We start from the raw sequence: 19,109 nt of genomic DNA on the forward strand, positions 1-19,109 counted from the left end.
GGCAACACACAACAAACACAACGGAGGCGAATATGCTTTTAGCAGTAGACATTGGCAACACGAATATTGTGCTTGGATTCTTGGAGAACGGCAAGATTGTTGGCACGTATAGAATGACTACAAAAGCAAATCACACTTCCGACGAATACGGCATTATGATTACGCAATTCTTAAATCTTAGCGGTTTTAGCGTAAACGATGTTGAAGATGTTATTGTTGCTTCGGTTGTCCCAAAAGTTATGCACTCGTTCCGCGCAAGCATTGTTAAGTTTTTGCAAATCGACCCTATGATTGTAGGCCCTGGAGTAAAAACTGGCGTAAATATTCGCATTGACGAGCCACGCTCTTTGGGAGCAGACTGCTTAGCGGATTGTGTTGGCGCGTTTTACGAATACGGCGGCCCCGTATTAGTTATAGATTTTGGCACAGCTACAACCTATAACTACGTTGATAAAAGCGGAGCAATTACTTGCGGACTTATTTGCACAGGAATTAGTGCGGCGGCTGCAGCTCTATGGGATAATACTGCTCAGCTTCCAGAAGTTGAGATTTCGCGCCCTAAATCCGTTCTTGCAAAATCAACTCGTCCAGCTATGCAAGCTGGATTGTATTACAGCTTCTTGGGTGGAATTGAGCGCACGATTGAGCAATTCAAAATAGAAATAAATGAGCCTTTTAAGGTTGTTGCTACAGGCGGCTTGGGACGACTTTTTGAAAAAGACGTTGAAACTATTGATTATTACGATCCAAATTTGATTTTTAAAGGAATGTACGAGATTTATAGACGAACGATCGGCTGCTAGCGACTTTTCCTTTGGATTACAGACCTAAAGTGCATAAGTCTAGCGCACAACAAAACCCTGATTATACCCGTATTCTTTCAAGTCTTTTTTCCAAAGATTAATACCATCTTTAAGACTAATTTTAGGACCAGGGTCGTCTGGAAGTTGAAAATCCTTACCATCGTCTTGTTTAATGCCTGCATCAATCATCGACTGCACTGTTAAACGTGCTCTTGATTTTCTGTTCCAATCATAGGCCAAACCGACTGTGAAACGAAAATCGCTACGAGAATATACTTCAAACGGCAAATATTTGTAGCCTGTATCTACATGATTTGCTGCATCTGCAAAAATACGGTTGAATTGTTGTCCTCCGAAATATGGCACATCGATTCCGCGAGAATCACGAACCATTGTTTTGTTTAGGAACGCTTTGTCTCTAAGAGTCACAACGTCTGCTGGGAATGCTCCAGATAAAACTCTTTCTTTAATACCAGTCTGATCATGGCATACAAAATTCACAAAACGCATCGCGGCTTCAGGCTTGCGACTAGACTGAAGGACGCTTAGAGCAGATCCTCCCATTTGCGCATTGTCATTGTTTCCATTCATAGTCGGAACTCTCGCTACACGCCACAACCCTGCTCCGCCTGGAATATCATGCATTAAAAGCGATGTCATCCATGCTCCAGCAAAAACAGATGCAACACTGCCAGAACCGACTGCACTTTTCCAAGCTGGAGTCCAAGTTGCAAGTCTTGTATCAACCAAATCTTCGTCAATCATGGACTGCCAAAATTTAGTAAAGTCTTTTGTTCCTTTGTCTTTACTTAAGCGAACTGTAACGGTTTTACCATCGTGAGAAGTTATAAAAGGTCTTCCTCCTGCAAGCCAAATCATAGCGTTGTAAAAACTTGCATCTCCAGAATCTGCAGCAATATAAACGCCAATATTTTTTAATTTTCTTGCAGCATGTAGATAATCCTTCCAGGTGTGAATTTGCGTAACATCCACACCTGCTTGGTTGAATACGTCTTGATTATAAAACCATGCTAAAGGACCTGAATCCATTGGCAATCCATAAACTCGTCCTCCTAATTGAACAGAAGACCATGTGCCTGGCGTATAGAATGTTTGAGTTCCTTGAACGCGATTTGTAATATCCAAAAGTTGTCCGCTAACCGCGTATTGTGGCAAAGCGTGGTATTCAAGCTGAGCAACATCTGGCATACCGTAACCGTCTTGAATAGCACTGTTAAGATTGTTGTATCCGCTTGTATCTTTAACGCTAACTCGAATATCTGGATTTTGTTTCTCAAAATCTACCGCAATCCGCTTCATGCTTGGTTCCCAAGACCATACTGTTATTTTTGTTCTAGAATCAACAGATCCGCATGACGCACAAAAAGCAACAATAAAAACGCATGTAATCGCAAAAATTACGCGCTTTATATTACGAACAAAAACGCGGTTTATATTACGGTTTATATTACGCATAACAAAACAACCAAAATTCTGCTTGCGACTTTTCTGCGGGCTTCTTGCACACATAATATTCACTGCTATTCTACAGTTACAGATTTTGCAAGATTCCTAGGCTTGTCAACATCGTAGCCCTTAAGCTTTGCCATATTCATAGCAAAAAGTTGTAATGCTACAACATCTACAAGTGGGCTTAGCAACGTTGGGCATTTAGGGCGCCAGAACACAATATCTGCGTAACGCTCAGCGTCTGGATCACCATCTTCTGCAACCGCAATCGTAAACGCTCCGCGAGCCTTAACTTCTTCAATTCCCGAGATTACTTTAGCGTGTAAAACGTCTCTGCCTCTAGAAGATGGCACTATAACAACAACTGGCTCGCCTTTGTCTACTAGAGCTATCGGGCCATGTTTAAGCTCTCCTGCCGCAAAACCTTCTGTAAACGTGTACGCAATCTCTTTTAGCTTTAATGCGCCTTCTAAAGCAACTGGGTAGCCAACATGCCTGCCAAGGAACAAGAACGATTTTGCATCTATTGTTTTCTTTGCGGCTTGCATAATCGAATCAGCTTGCGTATCTAAAACGTTTTGTATTTTATCTGGCATTTCTTTAAGCTGGGACACGATTTGCTGTATTTCATCTCTGTACATTGTTCCCTTGACTTGAGCCAAATAAAGCCCAAGCATGTATGCTGCTACGATTTGCGCAACAAATGCTTTTGTAGAAGCAACTGCGATTTCTGGGCCAGCATGAGTGTAAAGTACAGCATCCGATTCTCGCGGAATACTCGAGCCTTGAGTGTTGCATATTGCAAGCACGCGGCTGCCCTGCTCGCGCGCGTGCCTTAACGCCATTAACGTGTCCATTGTTTCGCCAGATTGAGATATTGCAACAACAAGCGTTCTATGCGTTAAAATTGGGTCTCTGTACCTAAATTCGTGAGCCAACTCCACTTCTACTGGCACGCGCACCCAATGTTCAATCGCATATTTTGCAACTAATCCAGCGTAGCTTGCTGTTCCACAAGCTACAACTATTATCTTGTCGATTGATCGCAAAATATCTTGACTAATTCTAACTTCGTCAAGAATAATATTCCCTTTTGCGTCGAATCGTCCTCGTAAAGTATCAGCTACGGCATGCGGATCTTCGTGGATTTCCTTATCCATAAAGGAATCCCATCCGCCTTTTTCTACTGCAGAAGCATCCCAGTCTACTGTAAAACAACTAGGGTTTTCAATTTCGTTGCCGTCAAAATCAGTAAGACGAAGCTGTGCTTTTTTGTTTCCTTCTATATCTCCGATTAAAACAGCTTGATCTTGACCAACTTCAAGCACTTTATCTGTGTATTGAACAAAAGCAGCAACATCGGAGCCTAGAAAATACTCGTTATTTGAAACACCTACTACAAGCGGCGAATCGTGACGAACAGCAGCAACAATATTAGGCTGTCTAACGTCTACTGCAAGTAGAGTAAAAGCTCCTTTAAGAATTTTTGCAACTCGTCTTATTGCTTCAAAAAGATCTGGCTTACCAGTTTCTTCAATTATTTGATTCGCGATTTTTCCAAGCGCTTTTGCTGCAACTTCCGTATCTGTTTGAGACGAAAACTCTATGCCTTCTTTTTGCATTTGTTCTTTAAGACTAATAGCGTTTTCAATAATACCGTTGTGAATAAGTGCGATTTTTCCGTCGGCACTAACATGCGGATGCGCATTTAAATCACAAGGAGCGCCATTCGTAGCCCATCGAGTGTGACCTATTGCCACACTCGCTTCTGGCATTGGATTAGCTTCTATATCTTTTCTTAAAACAGCTAAGCGACCAGCTTTTTTGCGTACGCATATAGAATCCATTCCTGGAGCAGCAAGAGCTACTCCAGATGAATCATATCCGCGATACTCTAAGCGTTCTAACCCATTTAAGCAAACTTCTAGAGGCTTTGAGCAAACTGTGCCAAAACCTGCATATCCTACAATGCCACACATAATTTTCTATTGTACGTTATAAAGCGTGCGTGTTTCTACACATGTCGAAAATATGCAAAAATCTTATTAAAATACGCGAAAAACACTTGCAAAATACTTGCAAAACACTTATAAAACGTGATGTAGAAAATCTTTAAATCTTTCTGTTTGTGGGCAATCTATGATTCCTGAAGTACCACATTCAACAACTTTCCCGCCATCCATGAACACAACTTGATCTGCAACTTCTCGTGCAAAGCCAATCTCGTGAGTTACAACAATCATTGTCATTCCATCATTAGCTAAATCACGCATAACGTTAAGCACTTCACCAACTAGTTCTGGGTCTAATGCAGACGTAGGCTCGTCAAAAAGCATTATTTCTGGTTTCATCGCAAGCGCACGCGCAATGGCAACTCGCTGCTGCTGACCACCCGAAAGCTGAGAAGGATAATGGTCTACGCGGTCTGCCATTCCAACACGTTCAAGTTCTTTAATTGCTAAATCGCGTGCAGCGGTTTTGTCCATGTGTAAAACATGAACTGGCGCTTCCATAACGTTTTCAATAGCCGTCATATGTGGGAACAAATTAAAACGTTGGAACACCATTCCAAGCTTTGCGCGTTGCGCTGCAATTTCTTTGTCGTTTAACGCTTGCAATGCTTCTTTACCTTTATGTATAACGGTTTTTACGCCAATGCGCTCGCCATAAATTGTGATTTTACCAGACGTAATTTTTTCTAGTTGATTTATCAATCGCAATAGGGTTGATTTTCCACTTCCAGAAGGACCGAGTATGACTGTTACACTTCCTGGATTAACAGTCATGTCAACTCCCTTAAGGACTTGAAGATTACCGAAGGACTTGTGTAAATCCTTTATGACTACTGCTGGAGTATCACTTTTAGTAACATTTTGGCTTTGTGTATCAACCGTTAAAATATCAGTCATTTTTCCTCAAATCTAATTACGATTATATAAAATTTGTAATTTTGACGCGGTTTATGCGTTATATGTTTATGCGTTAAAACCTAACATTGTTGCATTATTGCGACCCTTTACAGCGTCACTATTCGCTTTAATCGCATTATCTCCACGTTTTGCAGCATTAGAGTTAATTTGAGCATTGTTTACAATGTCTTTTGCTTCGAATCCTTTACCAAAATGCTTTTCTAACATAACTTGAAAAACCATCAAAATAGACGTAATAATTAAATACCAAACGCTAGCAACTATAAGCAACGGAATCGGCTTATAAATACGATTTGCTACAGCATTTGTTGCAAACTGAAGTTCTAAGGTAAAAGGCACAGCTAAAACCAGAGACGTAGTTTTAAGCATACCGATAGTCTCATTGCCCAAAGGTGGAACGATAATACGCATAGCCTGAGGCAAAACAACCCTGCGCATAGTCAAAGACCTGCCCATGCCAAGAGCTTGAGCTGCCTCAACCTGACCAGCATCCACAGCTTCTAAACCAGCACGAACAATCTCCGACAAATACGCAGCCTCATTAAGGGACAATCCAATAACTGCAGCGTTTAAAGAAGTCATAACAACGTTGGAATCAATGGAGAAAAACTCAACGGATGTAAATGGAATGCCCATACTCAACTTAGGAACAAGTACAGCAAACATTCCCCAAAATACTAGCTGCGTATAAACTGGAGTACCCCTAAAGAACCAAATAAAGAACCAGCTTACGGCTCGAAGAACAGGGTTTACAGACTTACGCATCATTGCTAATCCTATAGCAAGAACGATTGCAATAATCATAGACAAGAATGTGAGTATTAGAGTCCAAGCAATGCCTGTAAGAACATTGTCGCTTATTAGATATATGCCTACAACATTCCACTCAAATCGCGGATTTGTAACTATAGAATAAAGCAGCGAGCACGCAATTATAGCTACGATTATGCCAGCTATGATTGGTCCAGGTTTTTTGACTGGTAGAATTCGATCACCATCAGAATTTTGCGAAAGCTTCTTACTCGCATTGTTAAACATATTTTCTCCATTAACATTTTAAATTGTCACATATGTGAATAATAACTAGCGGATTATTAACTAGTAATTAACGCACTTGCGATGTACAAATATATTAAATACAAATAAGGCGTGCGGTTTTCACTATACTAATAGCTACAAACGCACGCCAAATTTAAGATCAGACTTCTGGATTTACTTGTGCTTCCTTAATGGCAACGTTTTCAACACCCCACTTCTTTAGAATGTCGTTATAAACGCCATTCTTCATAAGCTTATCGATTGCGGCCTTAATGAGCTTTAACATCTTAGCATCGTCCTTCTTAACAGCTGCACCCATTGGCTCCGCGTCGTTGCTGCTTTCTAGAATCTCTAGCTTTCCATTGTTCTTTATTGCAGCATAACCAGCTACAGGAGTGTCAGCATACATAACGTCTGCACGACCAGAAAGCAATGCTGTAGTGGCGTCGGTCTGCTCCTTAAAGCTCATGATTTCTAGTGGCTTATCGTTATTTGCCTTGCACTGCTTTTTAGCTTCTTCCATGATTGGCTCGCCAACAGTGCCTGTTTCTAATGTAACTTTTTTGCCGCAAAGATTCTTTGGATCTACTTTAGTTGGGTTTCCTTTACGAACTTCAAAAGATAAGCCAGCGTTTGCGTACGTTACAAAATCAACGGACTTCATACGTTCAGCGTTTACAGTAAAGCCCGAGATTCCAACGTTATATTTGCTTCCGATTGCTGGAATAATGGAATCAAACTGAGCATGCATAATCTTCGCTTTTAAGCCCATCAATTTTGCTAAAGCTTTAGAAAAGTCGATTTCGTAGCCGACTGGTGTTTTGCCATCTGCAGCGAAGAACTCTGCTGGAGCATAGCTAACGTTTACACCAACTGTTAATTCGCCAGTTTTTGCAACGCTTTCTGGAACAAGTTTTGCAATCTCATCGTCTTTTTGAACTTTGCTTACATCGTAGCTGCGTGCCACATCTGGGTCTGCTGCCTTAGAATCGGCTGGACCGCATGCGCATGTGCATCCAATCAATGCAAGAGTTGCAATTGCTGCAATAGGCTTAATTGACTTAAAAATCTTATTTGACTTAAGCATTTTCTTCTCCTGTCCAATATTTAAAGAATAAATAACTTATAATTTACAGTGATATGCATAACTATACACGATAACGCTACTAAATTGCGATTATTAAAATGCAAAAACTGAATATTCATAAATTGACATACATGAATATGCTAAAAATCAGCAAAAAATAACGAATTGCAAAATCAAAAGCCGTATATTATTCACAAAAATGAATAATATACGGCGTGTCGTTTATAGACCTACTACAAAGTTGTACGATTACACCAAGCTGGGTAGAGATTCGAGATTTTTCGCACTGAATGAGATGAACCTCAGCATCTTTGATGGTGATTCATCGAATGAAGAAGAAAAATCGAGAATCTCAGTGATAAAAACCACGTAATTGTTCAAGCACGTAAGAGGGCTGGGTGATTCTTGGTCGAACAGTATAAGAGCGGCAGCCGATACCAAATAATCCAATGAGCCACCACTACAAACAAACTTCAACTCAAAAAAACAAAATCAAAGCCAAATCGGAACAACCGCAACACCAGAAAACACGTAAGAGGCGGAGCGTTGTGAGACAAGAAACACCCAGCCCTCGCGCAACAGTAAGCAAGAAATAAAAAACAGCAAATCACCTAGATTGCATATTCTTGTATCGCATAGCGCGCAATGCTTCGCGCTTATCTTGTTCTTCGCGCAACGCTTGACGCTTATCGTACTCTTTTTTGCCTCGCGCCAAAGCAATCTCAACTTTAGCGTAGCTGCCTTTAAAATAAATCCTCAAAGGCACAATGGTATAACCTTTAGCTTCAATCTGCCTAGAAAGCTTAGCAATTTGAATCGCATGAAGAAGCAACTTGCGCTTGCGCTTAGGAGCATGATTATTCCAAGTGCCATTTAAGTACTCTGGAATATTTGCGCCTTCTAGCCAAATCTCACCACGTCTATCAATATTCACAAACGCTTCAGCTAAAGAAGCTCTGCCTTCGCGCAAAGACTTAACCTCTGTGCCAGTAAGAGCAATACCTGCTTCATAGCAATCTTCAATCGCATAGTCGTGATTTGCTTTTTTATTTCTTGCAACAGTTAAAGTACCATCTGAACCAGGTTTTTTATCCAAATTACACCAGCCTAAATCGAATCATAAAAATTAATAGTGAACATACTCATAATTGCCAGCATTACGAATAGTCCTATAAGACGGGAACGTAGCAAATCCAACGCCACCTTCAGAAATCAGTACCGAACCGTCCGAATTAACGCGTTCAACAACAGCAACATGTCCATATGTAGGATCTGATCCAGCAGCTCCTCTAGCAAATACCATAACAGCACCAACATGCGGTGTGCGATTTACAAGATACCCAAGTCTACGCCCAGAATTCGCCCAATCAGCACCGTTGCCCATAAAGGATCCTACTGGAAGACCAAGCTGTGATCTGCGCAAATACGCCCAAAGTGTGCATTGGCGAGCTGGATAGGCAGAACCTCCAGCTGTGTTACCAGTATTATGACCATAGCAATTGCCAGAACCAGCAGGACAATTCCCAGGAACCGCGTAATTCATACCATTTGCAGCACCATTAGAAAGCGGTAATGCAGGCAAGGAAGGAGTATTCCAACTGCCGCCGCCTCTAAGTTGTTGACGATTACCATTATTAGGATTCATGCGAGCTGCAGCCGTAGCAGCTAAAGCCCTAGCTTGAGCGTCAATTTGTGACTTCAAAGCAATTATTTCCGCAGCTTCGCGAGCATCTTGAGAAGTAAGACTATTCTTTTGACTCTCTAACTGCTTTCTTAGAATAGTTCCCTGATCTCTTAAAGACTGAAGAGAACGCTGCTTTTCACTGGCAGCCTTAGCCGCAGCCTGAGCACTCTGCGCCTCAGAATCAGCTTTTGCTTTTAATTTTTGAATCTCTGTTTCAATAGCAGCTAAGCGCTGACGTCTATTCATAGAATTACTCAAAGTAACAGCAGCATCATTTGCAGCATTTGCTTCGCTACGTGCAACAGCAGCTTCTGACTGAAGTTTTCCAACAAACTGCTCGGTAGTAGTGGATTTAGTCACCATTGCCATTACGTTAGAGGCATTGGAGCCATGGAAACTTTTGCGAGCAAGTTGAGCTACAGCAGCCTTTGCATCATCAAAATCTTCGCCAGTCTGCTTGATTTTTTCTTCTAAATCGAGTTTGTCTTTTTGCGCAGACTGCAAACGCTGATTTGTTGATTCAACAAGGCCCATAGCTTGTTGCGCTTGCTCCTGAGCTTGCTGAGCAGCACGGACTTGATTAGGGATTTGATGTTCGTTTAAATCATTGAGCTCTAGGATCTTATCAGCAAGCTGTTTATTGACTCCAGCAAGACGCTTTTTAAGAGCGGCATTACTTTGAACTTTCCTGTTGTAATCTTGCATGGTAACTGCATCAGCGCGTAGTGGCTGGCAAGCATATAAGGTAATACCGGCAGAAAGCATAAGAAAGCTGCTTGCAATCGCGCTTGCAACAGTGCGCTTACAATATTTTGCATGGCATTTCTTGCTTTCCATATTTACTTCCCTTTCAAGTAGAAAATTCAAACACAACTAATGCGAATTATACATTGAAAATTCTATTATCGATAAAATTTTTTTATTTATGATTTTTTATTTATGATTTATTAATGTTCATAATTTATTGATAATTTAAATTTTTCTTTTATGTTTACGCTTGCAGATATCTTCTGAGTGCAACCGCGGAGGCGACTATTGAAAGTAGCACGGCTCCAAGAACCAGCACTGGAACTGTCATCCAAACAGTTGTTTGATTTACAAATGGCATCCAACGAACGTTTTGTGCAAGCCAATCTGTAATAAACACTTTAACAACAACGCTTAGCGCGCACCCAGATAGCAGAGAGCCCATAAGGGACGCAAAAGCACCTTCTAAAATAAATGGCATGCGAATTGTCCAATTAGACGCGCCCACAAGTCGCATAATCTCCGTCTCTTGTTTTCTAGATGCTGCAGACATACGAATAGTTGTACCGGTTAGCATAATCGCAACAACAACCATAACTGCAGCAAGCACGATTGTAACAGCCGTGGCATGATTCAAAACGCTAAACACTGGGTCAAAAATTTGTCTTTGGTCTACTACTTCCTCAACACCATTTCTGCCAGAAAGAACTTCTGAAACAACCTGGTATTTGGTTGGATTTGTGAGCTTTAGTCGCAAAGAATCTTGCATATCAGCAGCTGTTAAAGTACGCCCCTGATATAAGCCATTAGGATATTGCTTAAGAAAAGTATTCTTGTAAAATTCGCTTCTACTAACATAAGTGATATTCGAAACATCATCACCTAACTCTTGGTTAATAATGTTTTCCAATTTTACAATTTCTTCTTTAGTAGGAGCTTTTCCAGAAGCACAGGATGCTGACTGACTTGTACCGTCTGGGCAAAGCCATGCTACAACTTCTACCTTGTCATACCAATCGCCTTTGGCTTTTGTGATTTGCGCTTGCATAAGAACAGATGCGCCTATAAACAAGAACGATATGAAGGTAACGAGCATTACCGAAACAATCATAGAAACGTTTCTGCGCAAGCTAATCCACGTTTCTGAGAATATGAACTGCAATCGCATTACTCGTCTCCTTCGTTCTTAAGATTTTCGCTTTTACTGGCTTCAGATTTACTTTTTTCATTGGATTCTTTAGATTCAATATAATCGCCAGTTTCGCTTGGATTCTCGCTTGTATTGCCGACGTTTTCGCCAGAATTTTCGCTAGAATTTTCAATATCGTTTTCGACAATATTTTCTGTATTATTCTTATCTTTTTGATTCTCACTTAAATCAAGAGAATCGCCAGAATCCGAAGAGTTGCTAGAATCTGCAAAATCTGAATTCTTCATATCTTCAGCATCATTCGACTTTTGCACGGGAGGAGCTGGTGGAATTGAAAGACCACGCCCCCAAGTCATAGTTGTTTCTAAAGGCTGAAAAACTTCACCATATCTACCCGTTCTGCCTGAATGAACAGATTGCGCAAGTCGAGCAATACCCTCATTATCTTCAGAACCATTTTGCAAAGTTTGCGCAACAGCATCCATAGCCTGCTTTGCTTGAGCTGCACGCTTTGCGCGTTTAGACATGAATCTGTAATTTTTAGGATCTTCAGAAGACGAGTTAAAACTAGTGTGATCAGAGCCTGAATCTGCCACAGTACGAACACCTGAATCGCCTTCAACTGCCTGCTGAGCTTTCGACTTTTGCTCAACATCTGCGTCTGGGAAGTAAAGCGCAGAATCATAAGAGCCTTCGCGTTCGTCTCGCACAATTTTTCCAGCATGAAGCTCCACAACTCGCTTGCGCATTGAGTTAACAATTTCTTCATTATGCGTAGCCATAACAATTGTAGTGCCCGTACGATTAATGGCGTCCAAAACTTCCATAATGCCAAGCGAAGTAGTTGGATCCAAATTACCAGTAGGCTCGTCAGCGAGAAGAATTTGCGGATGATTCACGTACGCGCGCGCAATTGCAACACGCTGAGCTTCACCACCCGAAAGCTCATGCGGATAATTATTTTCCTTACCAGTTAAGCCAACCGTTTCAAGCACACGCGGAACAAGCGACTTAATAGTAGAACGACTCGTGCCAATAACTTCTAGTGCAAAAGCCACGTTCTGATACACGGTTTTATTATTCAACAGTTTATAATCCTGGAAAATAAAGCCGAGAGTACGTCTATACTGCGGAACCTGACGATTCACTAAGCGTCGCAAGTCATTACCAGCAACGTGAATCTCGCCCTTAGTGGCCTCCTCTTCACGCAGCAGCAAGCTTAGAAGAGTTGTTTTACCAGATCCAGACGCTCCAACAAGAAACACGAAGTCGCCACGATTAACGTCTAAAGAAATATCGTCCAAAGCAGGGCGCGTACCCTTAGGATAGATCTTCGACACATGTTCTAGTGAAATCAGAGACATATTCTGCAGTTTCCTTTACGAACTATTGAACGATATACTTTAATTTTGTTTTTAACTATTTTATATTTTATTTTTGATTTTTATTCTGACTTTTATCTTGAATTTTATCTAATGCAGACTAAGCTTGCGACTTTTCCTCAGCCTCTTTTTTAGCTGCAACTCTCTGTTCGTGACGCCAACGAATTCCAGCTTCAATAAAACCGTCAATATCGCCGTCAAAAACAGCCTGAGTTTGCGAAGTTTCGTAGCCAGTGCGCAAATCCTTCACCATCTGGTATGGGTGAAGCACGTATGAGCGCATTTGGTCTCCCCAACTTGCCTTAATATCTCCAGCAAGCTCCTTCTTTTTCGCTGCTTCCTCAGCATGCTTAAGCACAAGTAAACGCGATTGCAAAACCGCCATTGCAGCAGCTCGGTTCTGAATCTGGCTGCGCTCATCTTGCATTGAAACAACCAAACCAGTTGGCAAATGCGTGATGCGCACAGCGGAATACGTAGTGTTTACGCCTTGTCCGCCAGGGCCAGACGCCTGGAAAGTATCCACACGAATGTCAGAATCTGGAATGTCAATATGATCTGTAGCTTCAACAAGTGGGATTACTTCTACGGCACTAAAGCCAGTTTGACGCCTGCCTTGATTGTCGAATGGAGAAATACGAACCATTCTGTGAGTGCCGCCTTCTACGGAAAGACGACCATACGCATATGGGGCATCAACTTGGAAAGTGGCGGATTTAATACCAGCTTCTTCTGCGTAAGACGTATCCATCATCTTAGTTTTGTAGCCGTTTCGTTCCGCCCAACGCAAGTACATTCTAAGAAGCATTTGCGCAAAATCGGCAGCATCCACACCACCCGCACCAGAGCGTATTGTCACCACCGCTGCACGAGCATCATATTCGCCGTCAAGAAGAGTTTGAACTTCCATATCGTCCAACTCGTGAGCAATAGAGCCAAGCTCCTCTTGAGCCTCGCTCATAGAATCAGCATCCTCTTCTTCCTGACCAAGTTCAATCAAAGTCTTAGTATCTTCAATGCGTTGCTCAACGGCTTGTAAACGCTTTAATTGAGACTGAGCTGCCGAAAGCTTACTCGTAACTTGCTGAGCGTGATCAGAATCATCCCAAAGTCCAGGCTCCGAAGCCTGCTTTTCTAAATCTGCAATAGCAGTCTTCAACGAATTAACGTCTAAAGCCTTAGAAATCAAAGAATACTTTGCTTCAACATCATTTAACGCTTGGGCAAAATCAAATTCCGCCATTTATTTAAAGTACCTCTTTATATTTTATATTATTCGTTTTACGCACTTACTATTCGAAGTTTAGCGTACGGTCAAAATCTCTGGACCATTCTCTGTAATTGCAATCGTATGCTCGCTATGAGCGCCACGCGAACCGTCAGCAGATCGAAGAGTCCAACCGTCTTTTGGATCTTGATAAATCTCGTCAGTAGTCTTTAAGAACCACGGCTCAATAGCAATAACCAAGCCTGGGCGAAGCTTGTAGCCGTGATGCGCAGTGCCATCGTTAGGAACGTGCGGATCGCCATGCATAATATGGCCAACTCCGTGACCGCCAAACTCAAGGTTTACGCTGTAACCATACTCGTGAGCAACGCATCCAACAGCTGCAGAAATGTCTCCAAGGCGGTTTCCAGGCTGAGCCATGTTAATTCCAGCCTCAAGTGCTTCCTCAGTGCACTTAATTAAGCGCAAATCTTCAGGATCCGCATGCTTTCCAACCACGAAACTAATAGCAGAATCTCCAACCCATCCGTCAACGTTAACCGCTAAGTCAAGAGTCAACAAATCGCCGTCTTTAAGGTTGTAATCAAAAGGAACTCCGTGAAGAACAGCATCGTTTACAGAAGTGCAAATGTAGTGCGCAAAAGGACCAGTTCCAAAATCAGGAGCGTAGTCAACATAGCAAGAAGACGCACCTTTACGGCTCATAATGCGTTGACGAACAAAGTCATCAATCTCAAGAAGATTTGTTCCAACTTTTGTCATTGCTTGTAAATCTTTAAGAATACTACCAACGAAGCGACCCGCAGGCTTCATAGCTTCAATCTCGGATGGAGTTTTAAGTTCAATCATGATTTAAGACTAACGCGCAGGCACGAAAATAGCGCAAAATATAGCGAAAATACTAGCTAATGATGTCGCTTAATACTTGTAATCTAGGCACATGCCTAATAACAATGATAATAATAATAAAGAATCGCAGAAGGAAATTTCTGCTGTAAATTTTGACCCAGCTTCCTTCTCATCGGTTACTCGACCACAAGACGATTTATTCCGTTACGTAAACGGTCCTTGGATTGACACTTACACTCTTCCAGAAGACAAGCCAATGTATGGTGCTTTCTACAAGCTCGCAGAAGATGCAGAGACGCAAATTCGAGATATTTTAGAAAGCGAAGATTGCCCAGCCAAAAAGTCGCGAATCTTATACCGCAACTATTTAGATACTGCATCTATTGAAAAAGCTGGAATTACGCCAATTAAGAGCGATTTAGACGCTGTTGATGCGGCAAACAGCAAGGAAGACCTGGTTCGCACTATTGCTTCTCTTACTCCATACGGTGGTCCAAATGCAATGTTTGCTTTTGGCGTCTGCGGAGACCCTAAAGACCCTAAGACGAATATTATGCACATTGAGCAGGCTGGATTGGGCTTGCCAGACGAAGCATACTATCGCGAAGATAATTACGCTCCGATTCGCGCTGAATACGTAAAAATGGTGGCTTCATTGTTGCGCTTAGCTGGATACGGTGATGCCACTACTACAAGAGAGCAATCGGAACGTTTCTTGAAGGTTGAAACACAAATCGCAAGCAACCACTGGGATAACGTAGCAACACGCGATTCTCAAAAAACTTATAATCCTTACGATTATGCGGATTTGGCAAAAACGCTTGAAGCGCTGAATCTTGACGCATTCTTGGATGCTGCTCAAAAATCTTACGACGATTCCGAAGAAGCAAAGAATCAGCCAATAGATTTTCGTAAAGCTTTTAGCAAAGTAGTAGTTCACGAGCCAAGCTTTATAGAAGGATTGAATAAGATTTGGCAAGAAGCCGACTTAGAAGATCTAAAGCTTTGGGCACGCGTGCACGTGATTTTGTGCTGGGCAAGCATGTTAAGCGAGGATTTTGCACAAGCGCGATTCGACTTCTACGGCAAAGTGCTTTCTGGCGCCACCAAGCCGCGCGATCGCTGGAAGCGCGCAATCGGAGTTGTTGACGATGCTTGCGGCGAGGAAGTCGGTAAAGAATACGTGCGCTTGCACTTCCCTGAGTCTTCTAAAAAGTATATGCAAGGCTTAGTTGACAATCTTATTAACGCTTACCGCGAGTCGATTTCTCACAGCAGCTGGCTTGGCGAGGAAACTAAAGCAAAGGCTTTGGAAAAGCTTAGCAAGTTTGAGCCAAATATTGGTTATACTAATCATTGGATTGACTACTCTGCGCTAAATATTAAGGAAGACGCTGGCTTAATTGAGAATATGCGCGAAGTTTCTCGATTTGTGTTTGGTAGGTATACTGCAAAAGCTGGAGAACCTGTGGATCGCGAAGAGTGGCAGATGACTCCGCAAACTGTAAACGCTTACTACGATCCGCTGCTTAACGTAATCGTGTTCCCAGCTGCGATTTTGCAGCCGCCATTCTTTAGCCCGAGTGCTCCAGACGCAGCAAACTACGGCGCTATTGGTGCCGTAATCGGTCACGAAATCGGCCACGGTTTTGACGATCAAGGTTGCGAATATGATGGCGACGGCGTGCTTAACAATTGGTGGACTGAAGAAGACAAAACCAACTTCACTGAGCGCACTAAAACGCTTATTGAGCAATACAATGCTTTTACACCAACGCAGCTTATTGTTAAATACTCTCACTTAAAGAGCAAAGAAGAGCGCGATGCAATGCCTCACGTAAATGGCGCTTTAACAATCGGCGAAAACATTGGTGATTTAAGCGGAGTAACTATTGCTCTTAAAGCCTACGCTTTTGCTTTGCAAAAGAGCAAGGGACAAGAAATCGACGGAAGTGACGATGCGATTCGCGAAACTTTGCTGAACGCTCCTAAGATTGATGGTTTCACTGCTTTGCAACGATTCTTCTTAAGCTACGCACTTGTGTGGCGTTCAAAGGCTCGTAACGAGATTGCGGAGCAATACCTTCAAATCGACCCACACTCCCCTGCAGAGTGCCGCACTAATGGCATTGCGCGCAACGTTGACTTGTTCTACGATGCTTTCGACGTTAAAGAAGGCGACGAGATGTGGCTCGACCCAAGCGAGCGCGTACACATTTGGTAAATCGCAAATAAAACTAAAGTAAATAAGTAAACAAAAGCCTGCAAGCGTTTAAAACGTTTGCAGGCTTTTTAAATGATACTAATCAGATTTACTAATCAGATTCACACGCCGAAAGCGTAGGTCTTAACATCCGACAAATTACCGTTCTCATCGTAAGCTTCGAAATGAGTCCAGTAAATGCCTGGGCGTGGGCTCCACAAAGCCCAAGGACCATCAAATCCTTCAACCCACTGCTTAGCATTGTAATCATAAATCTTAATCTTGGTAGAACCATTAGGATTATTAGTAGTTGCACCAAGAAGAACATTATTACCCTGCCATGCAGCATAAGTTCCAGAAACAACAGTCTGACTTGGAACCGTGTAGTGGAAAGCAATTGTTTTCTCTAAAATAACTTTCTTGGTAGAAGGATCGCGTACTTCGCAATGCAGCCAATAATCACCTGGCTTTGTAACCCAAGAAGCCCAGTTTCCAGTACTCCAATCAGCAATAGTAGCCCACTGCTTAGTATTCAAATTGTAGGAAAGCCAACGATACTCAAGCTGCTTGTCGGTGTAAGCATTTGCACCAACAGCAATATCGTTATTACGAATAATCCAAGCAAAATCAAGGTGAGGAGCAACACCTAACTTGCCTTGTGGGTAGTCAGTGTCTCCAACCTGAGTTGAAAGAGTCAAAACAGATACTCTTCCGTATTTGGTACCTGCTATTTCGCCATATCCGAAGGAAATGTTTTCTGGATTCAAAATCTGGTAAAGATGAGCATTGTAAGTAGTTTCAGCACCATTAGATTGGTGTAACGCAGACTCCTCTCCAGCGGTCCAATCCGACATAGATTCTTCTGAGCTTTCACCCCAAGCAATGTTTTCGCCCCAAGCCTTACGACCATCGTAGTTTGGAAGGTTCACACCATCCGCAGCAAAATGTCCAAGTTTTCCATGCTGAACAGTCTCATTTGCACGACGATAAGCATCCTCTTCATTAGCACGATCGTAGCGAATATCATTAATATACTGTTCTTTTGTAAGACCCTTAGAAGTAACATAATCTGCAAGAGTCATACCGTTCATAAGGGTAACGCCATCGTCATAATACTTTGAACGCACATCACGAATTGCACCTAAAATGTAGCTTGCAACTGACTGATTCTTAACTTGCCAATTAGTATTAACATTAGCAACACTGTGATTTTGCACTATAACCAAAGCACTAGCAGATATGGCAGTAGATCCAATCATTGCTACGCAAGCAACAGCTGATGCCGCAGCAGCTAAACATTTCTTTGCAGAAAATACGTGCGACTTATGCCACATAAATGTAGACCTCTCTCCACGTGATTAATAACTACTTTTCAGTAATCCCTGATTCAAATAACACAAACAAGTAGGCAAAAAACTCAAGCTTCACCTTCCAATGCTAATGAAAAACAAAAACTACTTTCGCTAAGTATATCAATCTACATATATTTTACACATTTTAGACTCGCCTACTCAGTTTTACATATTTTGTCAAGAGTTTTTAAACGATGTGCATAAAGCATAGGCTTTAACCACATTGATAAAAATAACTTGCAAAACTATTTTTGATACTTCATAGTTGATTCTACTGCGGCGAATTTATTGAAAATCACAATAATCAACACGTGTTGCGTGATGAATTTTGAGATTTAAATTAGTCGCAGTCCAAACTTTTGAAAGGTTAAGAATATGGCACAACAACAAGCAACACTAACAATCAGCGGCTATGTAGGTAGTGACCCTGTGAACTTTAGTCGCAACGAAAACTCACCAGCATGCTCACTTAGAATAGGAAGCACAACGTCTTACTACCATAGCGAGGAAAGACAGTGGAAAGATAGACCGACAACTTGGATGACAGTAAAAGCATACAAGTCTTTAGCTGCAAATGTGCTAAAAAGCGTGCATAAGGGAGATGCGATAGTCGTGTGCGGAAATTTAAACACGGAATCCTGGCACAAAGATGGAGAAGACCGGTCTCGAGTTGTACTAGAAGCCACCGCAATTGGACACGACCTAAATCGAGGAATTAGTGCTTTTACTAAATACTCTTATAATCGTGGAAGAACCGATCAGAGTAACAATAGTAAATATCACACTAATCAAATAAACCAAGAAAATCGGGCAAATCAAGATACTTATTCCAATCAAGATTTGAGCTTGGCGATGAAAAACCCTATGGCTAATACTTATTCTATGGATTCTTCGCAAGAAAACGACAGCCAAGAATACCATTATGATGCTGAATCTTCAGCAAAAGAAACAATAGATTTCGGCTCACAAGTCGAAGAAAACCACTATGACGATATTGAAGGAGGTGTAAATGATTTTTAGAAAGTTTTAATAGAATTAAACATTAAAACTCATTAACATTCTATTCTAATAATTTATATAATTTTTTACTATTCATAGCAATATTGCCGCTGAAAATAATGCGTATAATATGCAAAGCATTACACCAACGGCAATATTGCTTAGTCGTTTAATTGTTTAATAGTTT

At 41.7% G+C, this 19,109-nt stretch carries 15 protein-coding genes; 3 read left to right on the plus strand and 12 right to left on the minus strand.

All coding sequences use genetic code 11. The features are described 5' to 3' along the window. Positions 1-32: 32 nt before the first annotated feature. Positions 33-803 carry a type III pantothenate kinase gene (locus tag HXT46_RS03895; RefSeq protein WP_004114938.1) on the plus strand — a complete coding sequence of 257 codons (771 nt, stop codon included), beginning with the start codon at positions 33-35 and terminating at the stop codon, positions 801-803. Positions 804-842: 39 nt separating this feature from the next. Here HXT46_RS03895 and HXT46_RS03900 read toward each other — a convergent pair whose 3' ends face one another. The 11 genes from HXT46_RS03900 to map all read right to left on the minus strand — a co-directional run bounded on the left by HXT46_RS03900 (position 843) and on the right by map (position 14,368). Beyond that, positions 843-2,333: an extracellular solute-binding protein gene (locus tag HXT46_RS03900; protein ID WP_421785662.1), complete on the minus strand. Its 1,491-nt coding sequence runs from the start codon at positions 2,331-2,333 to the stop codon at positions 843-845. 11 nt (positions 2,334-2,344) lie between these two features. Continuing rightward, positions 2,345-4,252, minus strand: coding sequence for a glutamine--fructose-6-phosphate transaminase (isomerizing) (gene glmS / locus HXT46_RS03905; protein WP_421785664.1), 1,908 nt, complete (start codon positions 4,250-4,252; stop codon positions 2,345-2,347). Between the two features lie 108 nt (positions 4,253-4,360). After that, a complete protein-coding gene (locus HXT46_RS03910) occupies positions 4,361-5,182 on the minus strand; it encodes an amino acid ABC transporter ATP-binding protein (RefSeq protein WP_014554542.1) in 822 nt (273 codons plus the stop codon). Between the two features lie 66 nt (positions 5,183-5,248). Further along, on the minus strand, positions 5,249-6,241 hold the full coding sequence (locus HXT46_RS03915; RefSeq protein WP_101886500.1) for an amino acid ABC transporter permease: 993 nt from the start codon (positions 6,239-6,241) through the stop codon (positions 5,249-5,251). A gap of 160 nt (positions 6,242-6,401) precedes the next feature. Then, positions 6,402-7,328: an ABC transporter substrate-binding protein gene (locus HXT46_RS03920; protein ID WP_004114929.1), complete on the minus strand. Its 927-nt coding sequence runs from the start codon at positions 7,326-7,328 to the stop codon at positions 6,402-6,404. 607 nt (positions 7,329-7,935) lie between these two features. Beyond that, on the minus strand, positions 7,936-8,424 hold the full coding sequence (smpB, locus tag HXT46_RS03925) for an SsrA-binding protein SmpB (protein WP_004113499.1): 489 nt from the start codon (positions 8,422-8,424) through the stop codon (positions 7,936-7,938). 30 nt (positions 8,425-8,454) lie between these two features. Further along, positions 8,455-9,849 carry a CHAP domain-containing protein gene (locus HXT46_RS03930; RefSeq protein WP_421785667.1) on the minus strand — a complete coding sequence of 465 codons (1,395 nt, stop codon included), beginning with the start codon at positions 9,847-9,849 and terminating at the stop codon, positions 8,455-8,457. Between the two features lie 154 nt (positions 9,850-10,003). Then, on the minus strand, positions 10,004-10,927 hold the full coding sequence (ftsX, locus tag HXT46_RS03935; protein WP_004114923.1) for a permease-like cell division protein FtsX: 924 nt from the start codon (positions 10,925-10,927) through the stop codon (positions 10,004-10,006). Beyond that, on the minus strand, positions 10,927-12,273 hold the full coding sequence (ftsE, locus tag HXT46_RS03940) for a cell division ATP-binding protein FtsE (protein ID WP_004114920.1): 1,347 nt from the start codon (positions 12,271-12,273) through the stop codon (positions 10,927-10,929). Before ftsE ends, ftsX begins: the two co-directional genes overlap by 1 nt. Before the next feature lie 118 nt (positions 12,274-12,391). Next, the gene (prfB, locus tag HXT46_RS03945) at positions 12,392-13,534 is read right to left on the minus strand and encodes a peptide chain release factor 2 (RefSeq protein ID WP_004120869.1); all 1,143 of its coding nucleotides are present in this window, start codon (positions 13,532-13,534) and stop codon (positions 12,392-12,394) included. Positions 13,535-13,594: 60 nt separating this feature from the next. After that, positions 13,595-14,368 carry a type I methionyl aminopeptidase gene (gene map, locus HXT46_RS03950; RefSeq protein ID WP_004138346.1) on the minus strand — a complete coding sequence of 258 codons (774 nt, stop codon included), beginning with the start codon at positions 14,366-14,368 and terminating at the stop codon, positions 13,595-13,597. 91 nt (positions 14,369-14,459) lie between these two features. Here map and HXT46_RS03955 point away from each other — a divergent pair, with 91 nt between their 5' ends. Then, a complete protein-coding gene (locus HXT46_RS03955; protein WP_004114911.1) occupies positions 14,460-16,592 on the plus strand; it encodes a M13 family metallopeptidase in 2,133 nt (710 codons plus the stop codon). A gap of 101 nt (positions 16,593-16,693) precedes the next feature. On the opposite strand, the gene HXT46_RS03960 is transcribed toward HXT46_RS03955, so the two are convergent. After that, positions 16,694-17,905 carry a 1,4-beta-N-acetylmuramidase gene (locus HXT46_RS03960; protein ID WP_421785670.1) on the minus strand — a complete coding sequence of 404 codons (1,212 nt, stop codon included), beginning with the start codon at positions 17,903-17,905 and terminating at the stop codon, positions 16,694-16,696. Positions 17,906-18,298: 393 nt separating this feature from the next. Between HXT46_RS03960 and HXT46_RS03965 the strand changes: the two genes are divergently transcribed. Then, complete coding sequence (locus tag HXT46_RS03965) at positions 18,299-18,943, plus strand: single-stranded DNA-binding protein (protein ID WP_020760050.1); 645 nt, start codon at positions 18,299-18,301, stop codon at positions 18,941-18,943. The last annotated feature ends 166 nt before the right edge of the window (positions 18,944-19,109 follow it).

Origin of the sequence: Gardnerella sp. DNF01204 (assembly GCF_049244145.1) — a bacterium.
Taxonomy (GTDB): domain Bacteria; phylum Actinomycetota; class Actinomycetes; order Actinomycetales; family Bifidobacteriaceae; genus Bifidobacterium; species Bifidobacterium vaginale.